General features: G+C 40.3%; 14 protein-coding genes. 6 read left to right on the top strand and 8 right to left on the bottom strand.

The window, feature by feature from the left end:
- Window positions 1-8 precede the first annotated feature (8 nt).
- The gene (arsC, locus tag E0H82_RS03285; protein ID WP_131263002.1) at window positions 9-431 is read right to left on the bottom strand and encodes an arsenate reductase (glutaredoxin); all 423 of its coding nucleotides are present in this window, start codon (window positions 429-431) and stop codon (window positions 9-11) included.
- 90 nt (window positions 432-521) lie between these two features.
- Here arsC and E0H82_RS03280 point away from each other — a divergent pair, with 90 nt between their 5' ends.
- From E0H82_RS03280 to arsH, 3 genes are all read left to right on the top strand, one after another.
- A complete protein-coding gene (locus tag E0H82_RS03280) occupies window positions 522-845 on the top strand; it encodes an ArsR/SmtB family transcription factor (protein ID WP_131263000.1) in 324 nt (107 codons plus the stop codon).
- 201 nt (window positions 846-1,046) lie between these two features.
- Window positions 1,047-2,096: an ACR3 family arsenite efflux transporter gene (gene arsB, locus E0H82_RS03275; RefSeq protein WP_131262998.1), complete on the top strand. Its 1,050-nt coding sequence runs from the start codon at window positions 1,047-1,049 to the stop codon at window positions 2,094-2,096.
- On the top strand, window positions 2,093-2,797 hold the full coding sequence (gene arsH / locus E0H82_RS03270) for an arsenical resistance protein ArsH (RefSeq protein WP_131262996.1): 705 nt from the start codon (window positions 2,093-2,095) through the stop codon (window positions 2,795-2,797). Before arsB ends, arsH begins: the two co-directional genes overlap by 4 nt.
- A 56-nt stretch (window positions 2,798-2,853) precedes the next feature.
- On the opposite strand, the gene folE is transcribed toward arsH, so the two are convergent.
- The 7 genes from folE to E0H82_RS03235 form a co-directional block, all read right to left on the bottom strand.
- Complete coding sequence (gene folE, locus E0H82_RS03265) at window positions 2,854-3,402, bottom strand: GTP cyclohydrolase I FolE (RefSeq protein ID WP_171458256.1); 549 nt, start codon at window positions 3,400-3,402, stop codon at window positions 2,854-2,856.
- Between the two features lie 93 nt (window positions 3,403-3,495).
- A complete protein-coding gene (locus E0H82_RS03260) occupies window positions 3,496-4,182 on the bottom strand; it encodes a Smr/MutS family protein (protein ID WP_131262992.1) in 687 nt (228 codons plus the stop codon).
- A 325-nt stretch (window positions 4,183-4,507) separates the two neighbouring features.
- Entirely contained in the window at window positions 4,508-5,314 is an 807-nt protein-coding gene (gene trpC, locus E0H82_RS03255; RefSeq protein WP_131262990.1) for an indole-3-glycerol phosphate synthase TrpC, read from the bottom strand.
- A gap of 14 nt (window positions 5,315-5,328) precedes the next feature.
- Window positions 5,329-6,375, bottom strand: a complete 1,047-nt coding sequence (gene trpD, locus E0H82_RS03250) for an anthranilate phosphoribosyltransferase (protein WP_131262988.1) — start codon at window positions 6,373-6,375, stop codon at window positions 5,329-5,331.
- A complete protein-coding gene (locus E0H82_RS03245; protein ID WP_131262986.1) occupies window positions 6,376-6,960 on the bottom strand; it encodes an anthranilate synthase component II in 585 nt (194 codons plus the stop codon).
- Between the two features lie 189 nt (window positions 6,961-7,149).
- Window positions 7,150-7,473: a putative quinol monooxygenase gene (locus tag E0H82_RS03240; RefSeq protein WP_131262984.1), complete on the bottom strand. Its 324-nt coding sequence runs from the start codon at window positions 7,471-7,473 to the stop codon at window positions 7,150-7,152.
- 10 nt (window positions 7,474-7,483) lie between these two features.
- Window positions 7,484-8,068, bottom strand: coding sequence for an NAD(P)H-dependent oxidoreductase (locus tag E0H82_RS03235; protein ID WP_131262982.1), 585 nt, complete (start codon window positions 8,066-8,068; stop codon window positions 7,484-7,486).
- Between the two features lie 849 nt (window positions 8,069-8,917).
- Between E0H82_RS03235 and E0H82_RS03230 the strand changes: the two genes are divergently transcribed.
- The 3 genes from E0H82_RS03230 to E0H82_RS03220 form a co-directional block, all read left to right on the top strand.
- Window positions 8,918-10,552, top strand: a complete 1,635-nt coding sequence (locus tag E0H82_RS03230; protein WP_213073953.1) for an arylsulfatase — start codon at window positions 8,918-8,920, stop codon at window positions 10,550-10,552.
- Window positions 10,553-10,668: 116 nt separating this feature from the next.
- Window positions 10,669-11,850, top strand: a complete 1,182-nt coding sequence (locus E0H82_RS03225) for an OmpP1/FadL family transporter (RefSeq protein WP_131262980.1) — start codon at window positions 10,669-10,671, stop codon at window positions 11,848-11,850.
- Window positions 11,851-12,190: 340 nt separating this feature from the next.
- A partial coding sequence (locus tag E0H82_RS03220) for an amidase family protein (protein ID WP_265937186.1) occupies window positions 12,191-12,726 on the top strand: 536 nt, incomplete at its 3' end.

The raw sequence follows: 12,726 nt of genomic DNA, 5'->3' as shown, positions 1-12,726 counted from the left end.
AGTACATTTTACTTTCTAATCAATTTCCCATTTGCATCGATTAATAGCTCGCCATCTTCTTTGCTAAAACTACCACGTTGTGGTTCTGCAAGAATTTCAAGAACGACTTCAGAGGGGCGACATAATCTCACGCCTAGTTCTGTTACCACAAAAGGTCTATTGATTAAAATTGGATATTGCAGCATAAAATCAATAAGTTGCTCATCACTATGCGTTGACTTTTCTAGTTGTAATTCTTCATAAGATGGAACATTCTTGCGTAAAACGTCCCGTACAGATAATCCTGAGCGCTTGATTAAATCAATCAGTTCCTCTTTAGTAGGCGGAGTTTTAAGATATTCAATAATTTCTGGTTCTTGACCTGTATTTTGTATCAGACCCAGGGTATTTCTGGACGTACCACAAGCAGGATTATGATAAATCTTAATCATTTTTTAGACATCATCTTTTGTTAAATAAACTTTATTGCATTTATATATGGATATACGTATATTTGCAATTATTAATTTTTGGGCTGTAAAATGGATCAAACTGATTTCTTTAAATGTCTCTCTGACCCCACTCGCTTGGAGATTATTAAATGGGTACTCGTGAGAGAAAATGTATGTGTGTGTGAACTGACGGAATTATTGCAATTGAGTCAGCCTAAGATTTCACGACATTTGGCATTGTTAAGAAATTTGTCGGTTTTATTAGATCAGCGCAAAGGGCAGTGGGTATATTACCGCGTAAATCCAGACTTACCTGAATGGGCGAATGCGGTGTTAAAGATCATTGCTCAGTCAGCGCAAACAGACAGAGAAACTCTTTATTTGAATACTTCGACCAATATCCATTGTGATTGATTCACTTTATTCAGTTGGTCTATTGTCCGATAACTGATGTTTGAATGAATTTAATACCCAGATGGGGTCCTGAATAAATAAAGTCAGAATCGAATCTATCTTGTATTTAGAAGATTAGATGCTTGTTTGTTTTAAGTTGATCAGAAAACGTATCGAATCTCATCCATTCGGTGAATGAAATCTCCCTGCTTGAGAAAATACATGTCGACTTCTAGACTTTCTTTTTTAGACCGCAATTTAACCTTGTGGATTTTTATTGCCATGGCGCTTGGAGTGGCGATCGGGGTATTTATCCCTCAAGCTTCGGTTGCTTTAAATCAAATGCATGTCGGCAGTGTCAATATTCCAATTGCCATTGGTCTTATTGTGATGATGTATCCACCGTTGGCGAAGGTCGACTATGCCGCCTTACCAGAAGTTTTTAAAGATAAGCGAACTTTGACGCTGTCACTGGTACAAAACTGGTTAATTGCACCATGTCTGATGTTTGTCTTGGCGATTGTATTTCTACAGTCTTATCCCGAATACATGACCGGACTCATCTTAATTGGGCTGGCACGTTGTATTGCCATGGTTTTGGTTTGGAATGATCTGGCATGTGGTGATAATCAATATGTTGCAGCATTAGTGGCATTTAATAGTATTTTCCAGATTTTATTCTTCAGCAGTTATGCATGGCTATTCCTGAGTTTCTTGCCACCATATTTCGGGGTTGAGGCGCAAGTCATTCAAGTCAGTTTTTGGATGATTACCCAAGCGGTACTGATCTATTTGGGCATTCCATTTTTATTGGGTTTTTTCACCCGTCTGATTTTAGTCAAACAAAAAGGTTTGGCATGGTATCAAGCCCATTTCCTGCCAAAAATTGGACCACTCAGTTTAATGGCATTGCTCTTCACCATTGTAGCGATGTTTAGCCTCAAAGGTGGTGAAGTGGTCAGCCTGCCGATGGATGTATTGCGTATCGCGATTCCATTGACTATTTATTTTGTGGTGATGTTCTTTATCAGCTTCTTTATGAGCAAATGGATGGGCAATAACTACGCGCGTACCACCGCCATTTCATTTACGGCTGCGGGCAATAACTTTGAACTGGCATTGGCTGTTGCGATTGCAACCTTTGGTTTGGCTTCTCCAGTCGCCTTTACCACGGTCATTGGTCCATTGGTGGAAGTTCCTGTGTTAATTGCACTAGTCAGCGTGTCTTTGTGGTTACGCAAAAAATATTTTAAAACTGAGGTGTTGGGATGAGTTTTGCAAATATTGATTTAGCGTTATTACCAAAGCCAACTCTGGAGCAGGTACAAGCGAAAACTATTGATCATCCGCCACGCATTTTGCTGTTGTATGGTTCAAACCGTGAACGTTCTTATAGTCGTTTGGCAGTACAGGAAGCGGGTCGAATTCTGGGATACTTCGGCGCTGAAGTGAAAATTTTTCACCCTAAAGGCTTACCTTTACCCGAAGATGCTGATCTGGATCATGCAAAAGTCAAAGAGTTGCACGAGCTGTTGGCTTGGTCGGAAGGTATGGTTTGGTGTTCACCAGAACGTCATGGTTCCATGAGTTCGATTTTTAAAGCACAGATTGACTGGATTCCGCTGGCAGCAGGAGCTATTCGAGCGACACAAGGCAAAACACTGGCTTTGATGCAAGTGTGTGGTGGTTCGCAATCATTTAATGCACTCAACCAAATGCGTATATTAGGACGCTGGATGCGTATGATCACCATTCCAAATCAGTCTTCAATTCCAAAAGCATTCTTGGAGTTTGAAGAAGATGGCTCAATGAAAGATTCGTCTTTCTACACCCGTATTGTGGATGTGATGGAAGAATTGTATAAATTTACTTTGTTAACCCGTGGACAGGCAACCTATTTAACGGATCGTTACTCTGAACGTGTTGAAACCGCAGAACAGTTGTCGAAGCGTGTGAATCAGCGTTCACTATAATATAAAAATAAACCCCGAATATTTCGGGGTTTATTTTCTAATTCATTTGAGATGAATCAGTAACTTTCGGGTACAGCACTGAGGAATTCACGACGTGATTCTTTATCTGTTTTAAATTCACCGAGAAATGAAACTGTACGTGTCGTCGATTCTTGTTTGCCCACACCACGCATCATCATGCACATATGTGCAGAATCAATGACCACGGCAACACCACGCGCTTGCGTTACTTCAGCAACAGCTTCGGCAATTTGTTGAGTCAAGTTTTCTTGAATTTGTAAACGACGTGCGAACATTTCAGTAATGCGAGCAAATTTAGATAAGCCAAGCACATGACCTTCAGGTAAATAAGCGATATGCACACGACCATAGAACGGGAGGAGATGGTGTTCGCAAAGCGAATAAAATTCAATATTTTTCACCAAGACCATTTCACGGTTGTCCGATGGGAACACCGCTTTATTGGTCACTTCTTCTAGCGTCTTACTATAACCAGACGTTAAATACGAAAACGCTTTAGCAGCACGCACAGGTGTATCAAGTAAACCTGGACGATTCAGGTCTTCACCAACGGCAGTTAAAATGTTTGCGTAGGATTGCTGCATAGACATAAGACGTTTTCACTTACTCTTATATTGAACAAGGACGGCATTGTACCAGAAAACCGAAAAAATACCGTGTTTAATATCAAAATCCGATTACTGTTTGTGTTTCGGATTTTTTTCTGAACGTTTTAGTAAAACTAAAACAGCCCCCGTACCACCCTGATTTTCAGGTGCACTTACAAATGCCAGTACATCACGATGCTGACGTAGCCAGCCATTCACATAGGTTTTTAAAATAGCTTCAGGACCTTTGCCGTGTACAATTTTAATGACATTCTGATTTTCATCTTTTGCCATTTGAATAATTTGAAGTACGGCAGCACGGGCTTGCTCTACGGTGCAGCCATGTAAATCTACCGCTTCAAACCAACGGATTTTACCTGCTTTTAAATCTTCAAAAACTTTATGTTGCAACGTCGCAATGCGATAACTCAAATTCGCTTGACTGGCAACTGGGTTGAGCATGGCTTGTGTATCGGAAAGTTCAGTCATTTCAGATTCAGTTGGACCAATAGCCGCTGCTCGCTTTGCTAAAACCTGAGCGTCTAATTTCTTTTTCGGACTTTTGGCAATCTGAGCGATATTGCCGACATCCATTTTGTGTACGCCTTGCATGGATTTTAGAAATAATTCGGCATCATCAGGTTCAGCCACCACCGCTTGCTTTTGAGTTTCAGTCTGTCGCTCAATCGCTGTTGAATGGGGGTGATTGATTTGCTTTTTAAAGGCTTTCAGTAAGTTGTACTGATCTTTAGAAAGCGATGAATCATGTTTGCTCATAATGTTCAGATATAACTGCAAGATAAGGTTTAAGCGGCAATTATAATCTGAAATTGCTGCAAATTGAACTGAATTACATCTAAAGGCTGTTGTATAGAATATGAACAGAAAATATGGGTTAGCTACTTTATCCGCGTATTTAAACATTTATTCCTATGCTCAGGAAATGTTTGATGTTGATGGTTTAAGTTTCTGAGGAATCGGCTAAGTCTGGATTGCCTAGTTTGGGAATTTTTATTTTAATTTATCTTATGGAAGGACAGGCTTGAGTTGAATATGAGTAAGTTGCCATCAGAGTACAACGTTGACTCTGATGGCATTCCGCTTAAATTTCTACAGGTTGTCCAAATAATGCGCTAAAAGCATGGTCTGGACGTGGTTGTTTCATAAAGCTTTCGCCGACCAAGAAGCTGTGAATATCATGATCTTGTATCATCTTCACATCTTCTGGAGTTGCAATGCCACTTTCTGTAATGAGTAGGCGAGAAGGGCTAAGGAGTTTCTTCAAACGAATTGAGGTGTTTAAGTCCACATCAAAGGTTTTAAGATTACGGTTATTCACCCCTAATAAGCAGCGCTCAGAAAGTTGTAATGCACGTTCAAGTTCTTCCTCATCATGCACTTCAACCAAGACATCCAAATGATGCTCAAACGCTGTTTTTGACATTTCTTCTAATTGTTGGTCCGACAAGCAAGCCACAATCAGTAAAATACAGTCAGCATGTAAGGCACGTGCTTCAATGACATTGTATGGGTCGACTAGAAAATCTTTACGCAGTGCTGGCAAAGCACAGTGCGTACGCGCGATTTGAATATTCTCATCGGCACCTTGGAAAAAATCGACATCGGTCAATACAGACAGGCAAGCCGCACCCGCTTGTTCATATTGTGCTGCAATTTCCGCAGGATTAAAGTTTTCACGAATAACCCCTTTTGAAGGAGAGGCTTTTTTGATTTCAGCAATCACGCCTGGGCGTTTGTGGCTTAAGGCTTGAGCAAAACCACGCACGGGTGTTGCTTCTTGCGCCCATTGTTCCACATCATGCAGGCTACGTTGCTTGAGGCGTGCTGCCAGTTCTTCATGTTTACGATCAACAATTTTGCCTAAAATTGTATTTGCGATATCAACCATGTGAGCATCCTTCCTTAAGCTTCGTATTGTTTGAGTGTTTTGGTAAATTCAGACAGCACACTCATTTTTTCTAAAGCCTGCCCACCGTAGATAATATCATGCGCTAACGCTACGCCTTGTTTATAGCTTTTGGCTAAACCTGAGACATAAATGCCTGCACCAGCATTTAAAGCAATCATGTCTGCGGCTTTGGCACCACGGTCAGATTTTTTTCGGCCAAGCGCATCTTTAATCAGGGCTAAACTTTCAGCAGAATCCTCAATGATTAAACCTGTTAGCGTTTGTGATTCAATACCAACATCTTCAGGATTAATTATCCATTCAGTGACTTCACCATCTTTCAGTTCGGCAACGTAAGTTGATGATGCGAGGCTAATTTCATCTAGTCCATCTTTAGAATGCACCACCATCACGTGTTCAGCGCCAAGTTGCTTCATCACTTCTGCAATTGGGCGACACAATTCATTCGAGAACACACCAATCACCAGACGCTTTACTCCAGCCGGATTCGTAAGCGGGCCGAGTAAGTTGAAGATGCTACGGATACCGAGTTCCTTACGTGGACCGACTGCATATTTCATGGCTTTATGATGGTTGGGTGCAAACAGGAAACCGACGCCAACTTCACGAATGCAACGCTCAGTTTGTTGCATGTTCAAATCAAGATTAATGCCTGCTTGTTCTAATAAGTCAGATGAGCCAGACTTGGTTGATACACCGCGGTTACCATGTTTGGCAATGGTGGCACCAGCCGCAGCGATGACAAAGGCTGAAGCGGTAGAAACGTTAAATAAGTTTTGTCCATCACCACCTGTACCGACAATATCAATTAGATTCGGTACATCACTCACATCAATTTTTGTGGCGAACTCACGCATCACACGTGCAGCAGCTGTGATTTCATCAATGCTTTCGCCCTTTAAGCGGAGTCCCATCATTAATGCACCAATCTGCGCATCTGTGGCTTCACCACTCATGATGGTTCGCATGACTTCTTCCATTTGTGGCTGAGTCAGGTGGATATTTTTGGTAATATGATTTAAAGCTTGTTGAATATTCATTTATGCATAAATCTCTAAAAAGTTTTTGAAGATTTGGTGACCGTGTTGGCTGAGGATCGATTCTGGGTGGAACTGCACACCTTCGACAGGCAGTGTCTTATGTTTTACGCCCATAATTTCTTCCATTGAGCCATCCGCTTCTTGGGTCCAGCAAGTGACTTCTAGGCAATCTGGCAAGCTCGCTTGATCAATCACCAAAGAGTGATAGCGGGTTGCAGAGAATGGTGAAGGTAGATTGCTAAAAATGCCCGTGTCACTGTGATACATGTCCGATAAACGACCATGCATGACGGTTTTGGCGCGAACGATATTGCCGCCAAAAGCTTGTCCGATACTTTGATGACCTAAGCACACACCCAACAATGGAATTTTTCCAGCAAAATGTTGAATGGCTGGAATAGAAATGCCAGCTTCAGTAGGGGAGCAAGGTCCCGGACCAATGACCAAATACTTCGGTTGCCATCGTTCAATGTCTTCCAAAGTCACGGCATCATTACGGACTACGTTCACTTCTTGGTTCAACTCGCCAAAATATTGCACGATGTTATAAGTAAAGGAGTCATAATTGTCGATCATGAGAAGCATTTCAGATGTAACCTCTTGAGTTGCATAATTTTATCGCTTTGTGCTTTTATTCCTACCCATCTAGTTACCCATTTAAAAATGAGTACTATGGTGAGGGGGCATAAAAAAGCCTGCTAAGCGCAGGCTACTTTATCAGTTTTTTAACAGTCTTGTGATAATTTCATACACAATCATCATGCTACGAGGGATTTAATTGCTGTTCAAACCCAAGTGCATAATCCGAATTTTTGTTTCTTTCACCGCATCTTTCACTTTCTTTTGAAAATCCTGCATATGCGCCGTGTTTAAATGCTGCTCCAAATGCGCTAAAGATTGCCATTTTTCAAACATAATAATCGAATTTGACGGTGTGGACTGGAAACTGGCATGGGTGTCTTGATCAATATAAAGCTCATAACTGAAACACCCTATTTCCTGTAGCACCAAAGGGGTCACTTCTTTAAATGCATTTAAGACAGTTTCAAAATGTGTTGCACCTTGGTGCATTTGAATTTCTGCAATAACAGTTAGCATACCGATTCCTTTAACCATTAAAAATGTTATTTAAGTGGCTGCGATAAGCTTCTAAATATTGCGGGATATCTGGTGCTTTAATCACATCATTCACTATAAAAGTTTCTAAACCTTGCATACCTAAAAATTGATTTGCTTTGTGAAAGGGTAAATAAACTCCATCCACACCAACACCTTCAAAGAACTGTTTTTGGTCTTCAAATGCATCAATTGGGGCATTCCAAGTCAGAGAGAGCATATATTTTTTGTCGTGAATTAACCCACCCGAGCCATATTTTTTGCTGGCATCACTCCGAGAACGACCATCATTGGCGTATAAAGTGCCATGTCCTATGGTAAATACATCATCGATATATTTTTTCATGGTCCATGGTGCGCCCATCCACCAACCCGGCATTTGATAAATAATCACATCTGCCCAAACATAGTTTTCAATTTCTTGCTGAATGTCATATTCAGCGTCTGTTCTTGTGATTCGAACGTGACATCCCAATTGGCTTAAATGGGCATTGGCAAAATCGGTTAATGTATCGTTAAGTTCACCATTTGAATGCGCGAATTGTTTGGCACCATTCACAATGAGGATGTTTTTCATTGAATTACCCAGACTATATGTTCCTAATAGGGCCAGAGTATAGGTAAGTTATTGGGTATGAAAAATCGATGAATATGCAAAATATTATTGACTAAAAATCAAGAATTGGTGCGAGCTTAGTTAGATATTGAAAATTTATGGTTGCTTATAAAACGGTAGAGCAAAAAGTCTTTAAATGATTTTAATTCGAATAATTCGCGTTATGAATAAAAAAGAAGTATCTGCTGTGATCTATAAAGTCTGTTTTTAAACTTCTCACGAACAAAACCATTCAGTAACCATTCTTTTGAATGGTTTTTCCATGCTAGAAGGCTGTTAATCTGCGAGAGCAAACAGATTCTCAGTAATGAGAGGGAGCTGTAAGTAATGTTTTTGAGGTAACCATAAGAAGGGAAGACTATGGACTCCTTAAAAGCATTTAACTTATTTGGAAGTATCGATGTGAAATCGAATGAAAATAGTCTGTATTGAATTCGAAAATAACAAAGATATCCACTCTTGCAGGACAGTAAGAGCATGTTGTTAAAAAGGATTTAGAACCATGATGGTTAATTATAAAGATAGAATTTCTGTGGAAAATATTCCAGCTTCACCACAATTGAGGCTGGTACAGTCAAATGAGTAATATCAATTCCATTTTATGGTTAAAACAAGCAGTGCGTAGAGTAATTAAATGATCTGTGTGCTGAGTTTAAAAGTTTTATAGCTAAATAGTAAAAGACCAAGATGTATTCATGAAAATACCGAAATGGTAAGTCATGAAATAAATCAATCATTTAGACGAGTATAAAAATTCTGATGTAAGTCGGAAAGGATAATTACACCTTAAAAAAAGTTAAGGAAGATATCATGGGTATCAAGAAGTCAAAGCTGTGTTTGTCGATTGGGACAACGGTATTATCTGCGGTTCTCACTACAACACATGCTGCCCCCCAGCAAACTTACCAAAAAGGCAAAACAGTTGCAGATGACCCATTTTTAAAGGCTGTCATTACTTCTGACAATATGGAACCTGCAATTATTCATCCAACGCAAAATGCAGCTGCCCAGAAAAAACTCGATGCGTATAAACAAAAAACGGGACGCAATCCTAACATTTTGATTTTTATTGTCGATGATTTGGGCTGGGGGGATATCGGCGCGAATGGCGGCGGTGAAACTGTTGGTGCACCAACACCAAACATAGACAAATTGGCTCGAGAAGGACTACGTTTTACCTCTTTCTACGCACAGCCTCTGAGTACGCCTTCACGTGCTGCGATGATGACAGGTCGTCTTCCAACCCGTACAGGCTTGGTTCGACCAATCTTAACGGGTGAAAAGCTGAAAGGAAATCCATGGGATGGCGAGGTGACTGCTGCGGGATTACTACAAAAAGCAGGCTATCATACGGGCATGATTGGTAAATGGCATCTCGGTGAAATTGACGGTGCTTATCCACACCAAAATGGCTATGACGAATATTTTGGCTTTTTACAAGTAGTGTCTAACATAAGTGAAATGACGGATGAACGTTTATATCCAAACTTGGTAAATGATCCTGAGCGTTTGCAAGCGATGCGTTCAATTCAACCCCCTGAAATTACCAGTGGTGTAAAAGGTGGACCATTAAAAGTAGAACAGTCGATTAAAACCATTGATGACATTAGCAAAATGGACCAAAAATTTGCAGACTACTCAGATGGTTTTATCCGTCATGCAGGGAAAAAGAACGAACCGTTCTATCTCGTACATTCATTTTCACGAGTACATAATGACAACTACCCAGCACCGGGTTATGCCGGAAAAAGCCCAGCAAAATATCCCTATAAAGATGGGGTAGTTGAAGTCGATGACATTGTTGGTCGTCTGATGAAAACCCTTAAAGATACAGGGCAGTTAGAAAATACCTTGGTGTTCTTCACGTCGGATAATGGTGCAAATGAAGATGTGTGGCCAGATTCAGGTTTCCAACCTTGGAAAGGTGGTAAAGGCACCACATGGGAAGGGGGAATTCGTGTACCTGGTATTGCATATTGGCCAGGAATGATTAAAGGAGGGCGTGTCAGTGACGGTATTTTTGACATTCTTGACTTATTTAATACATCCGTTGCACTAGGCGGACAAAGCAATCAAATTCCAAAAGACCGTTATTACGATGGTATTGACCAAACCAGTTTCTTGCTTGCAGATGATGGTGAGTCGAACCGTGAGACATCGTTTTTCTATTCAGGCAATCAGTTTGCTGCATTGCGTTGGAATGAATTTAAGGTGCATTTCAGAGTCATGGAAACTACGTCACCGCGTAAAAACATTGATAGCACAGTACTGTCTACTGCTAACCCAGCGCCATGGGCTTACAACTTGTATATCGATCCGAAAGAACAAATTCCAAGCCATCATGGTTTTGAATGGGGCTATCCACGTGCCTTGAATCTGGTGCGTTATCACATGAGTACCTTTAAAAAATATCCAGTAAAAGATATTGGATTAAACGTACCTTAATTGCTCATCTGGGCAAACGACCAAGATTAAGTAGTGAACTATTTAATCTTTAATAAGTGAATGTCTTTATAGGATCGAAACACATTCACTTGTTTAAATTAACTAAAGGAATAGAGATGAAATTCAATAAAAAAAAGTACCTGAGCGTTGCAATACTATCAGTATTTGCGGGTCAAACTTTTGCTGCTGGTTTAGAGCGTTCACCACAGCAAATTGACGCACTGTTTGAATCTGGGACGTATGCAGAAATGAGTTATGCCCACATTTCTCCTGACGTACAAGGTACAGATGCGAGTGGTAATCATGTTTCAGATTTTGCTGAAGACTTTCAGACAATGGGGTATGCAGTAAAAACAGACTTAAGCCCAAGTTTACGTTTAGCTGTCATTTATGATGAACCTTATGGTGCGAAAGTAAAATTTGAAGGCGAGAATAATTTTATTGCAACAAATTTACCTGCTTCTGATGCCCATACACGTGTTGAGGTAAAGTCAAAAAACCTCACGACTTTATTGGGTTATAACCTGAATAAAAACTTTATGCTTTATGGTGGTCCAGCATTACAAGAACTGGACGTAGATGTACATTTACGTGGTTTAACGTATCAAGCTTCTAGTGGTTACAACAATAGTTTTGATGATATGGCAGTCGGTTGGGTTGCAGGGATGAGCTATGCTAAGCCTGAGCTTGGGGTTCTTGCATCATTAACATATCGTTCGGAAATCGAGCATAAAACCACGATTAAAGAAGATGTGCCTTTGGCAGACCTTGTGGGATTTGACTATTCACATAGCAATAAAGGCAGCATTACAACGCCAGAGTCTGTGAACTTAAACCTACAAACTGGCTTGAACCAGACAACCGCATTATTTGCCAAAGTCCGTTGGGTACCATGGGGTGATTTTGCTTACTATCCACCAGTGTTAAAAGGGGTGACTGCTCAACTTGGAGCAGCAGGTGGTAAAGGTCTACCTTTATTAAATTATCATGGCGACCAAACTGCTGTTGAACTGGGTGTTGGTAAGCGGTTATCGCCAAAACTTGCAATGTCTGTTTCAGGTTTATGGGATTCAGGTGCAGGCGCACCTGCACCAACCTTGGGTCCTGTTGAAGGGTATTGGGGCGTAGGTTTAGCGGCTAAATATAACTTCAATCAAAATGTTGCATTTAGTTTGGGCGGTCGCTACATGTGGTTTGGTGATGTAGAGGGTGAAGTATCGGATGGTCGTATCGTTGGTAACTTTAAAGACAACAATGGTTATATCGTGGGGATGAAACTTTCTTATGCATCTAAATAAGTAATAAAAACATTTACCAGTTTAGGTCCTTCCTTCTCCCTGAAAATGGGGGAAGGGAATTTTTTATTTTATTGTCTTGAAAAGTCACGTCCAAAAGACTTTTGATTCTCTTTTATTTGAACTTTATATTTCTTTTTTCATAATTGAAAATACAACAACTTTTTTAGTGCATCTGTCTATTTTACTGTACTAAAAAAATGCATGTCAGCATTTTTAGTCCTCTATTTTAATCAAAATAAGCATTTTAATTTAATTAATTAATTGATTTTTAATAATAAATAAATATTGGCATAAAATTCGCTATATGAATCTTAACTTGTATACAAGATAGGATGCAAAAGTGAGCATACTTCAATCTCTCGGCTGGACCATCGTAGAATGGCAAAATGCCTACAAAACACAACAAATTGAATTAACGGATATAATCGCTTGGGTTCAGGCTTTTGATACAGAAGATACAGCATGGATTTCAATAGCAACGCCGAATATTCTGCAACAACAGATTGATGAATTAGAAAAACATAGTGCAGAAAGCACAGCATTATTCGAACAGTTCCCCCTGTATGGCATTCCATTTGCGGTCAAAGACAATATTGATGTTGTCGGTTTTGCATCAACAGCAGGTTGTATGCTTTTAAAAGATATTGTCACTGAAGATGCGGAAACAATTCGATTGCTGAAACAGGCAGGTGCAATAGTGGTGGGCAAAACCAATCTTGATCAATTTGCAACAGGCTTGGTTGGTACGCGCTCCCCATTTGGTGCAGTCCCAAATAGTTTTAACCCTGACTATGTCAGTGGCGGTTCAAGTTCAGGTTCTGCCAGTGTGGTGGCACGAGGTTTGGTACCATTTTCATTAGGCACAGATACCGCAGG

Source organism: Acinetobacter sp. ANC 4910 (assembly GCF_004331035.1).
GTDB lineage: Bacteria > Pseudomonadota > Gammaproteobacteria > Pseudomonadales > Moraxellaceae > Acinetobacter.
The sequence above is the reverse complement of the archived record's forward strand: the minus strand, read 5'-3'. Positions and strand labels throughout refer to the sequence as shown.

Excerpts from the sequence above, each read along its gene's own strand:
- trpC (WP_131262990.1), bottom strand. The coding sequence starts at position 5,314 with ATGGTTGATATCGCAAATACAATTTTAGGCAAAATTGTTGATCGTAAA.
- arsB (WP_131262998.1), top strand. The coding sequence starts at position 1,047 with ATGTCGACTTCTAGACTTTCTTTTTTAGACCGCAATTTAACCTTGTGG.
- folE (WP_171458256.1), bottom strand. The coding sequence starts at position 3,402 with ATGCAGCAATCCTACGCAAACATTTTAACTGCCGTTGGTGAAGACCTG.
- arsH (WP_131262996.1), top strand. The coding sequence starts at position 2,093 with ATGAGTTTTGCAAATATTGATTTAGCGTTATTACCAAAGCCAACTCTG.
- E0H82_RS03280 (WP_131263000.1), top strand. The coding sequence starts at position 522 with ATGGATCAAACTGATTTCTTTAAATGTCTCTCTGACCCCACTCGCTTG.
- E0H82_RS03245 (WP_131262986.1), bottom strand. The coding sequence starts at position 6,960 with ATGCTTCTCATGATCGACAATTATGACTCCTTTACTTATAACATCGTG.
- E0H82_RS03240 (WP_131262984.1), bottom strand. The coding sequence starts at position 7,473 with ATGCTAACTGTTATTGCAGAAATTCAAATGCACCAAGGTGCAACACAT.
- E0H82_RS03225 (WP_131262980.1), top strand. The coding sequence starts at position 10,669 with ATGAAATTCAATAAAAAAAAGTACCTGAGCGTTGCAATACTATCAGTA.
- E0H82_RS03230 (WP_213073953.1), top strand. The coding sequence starts at position 8,918 with ATGGGTATCAAGAAGTCAAAGCTGTGTTTGTCGATTGGGACAACGGTA.
- arsC (WP_131263002.1), bottom strand. The coding sequence starts at position 431 with ATGATTAAGATTTATCATAATCCTGCTTGTGGTACGTCCAGAAATACC.
- trpD (WP_131262988.1), bottom strand. The coding sequence starts at position 6,375 with ATGAATATTCAACAAGCTTTAAATCATATTACCAAAAATATCCACCTG.
- E0H82_RS03260 (WP_131262992.1), bottom strand. The coding sequence starts at position 4,182 with ATGAGCAAACATGATTCATCGCTTTCTAAAGATCAGTACAACTTACTG.
- E0H82_RS03235 (WP_131262982.1), bottom strand. The coding sequence starts at position 8,068 with ATGAAAAACATCCTCATTGTGAATGGTGCCAAACAATTCGCGCATTCA.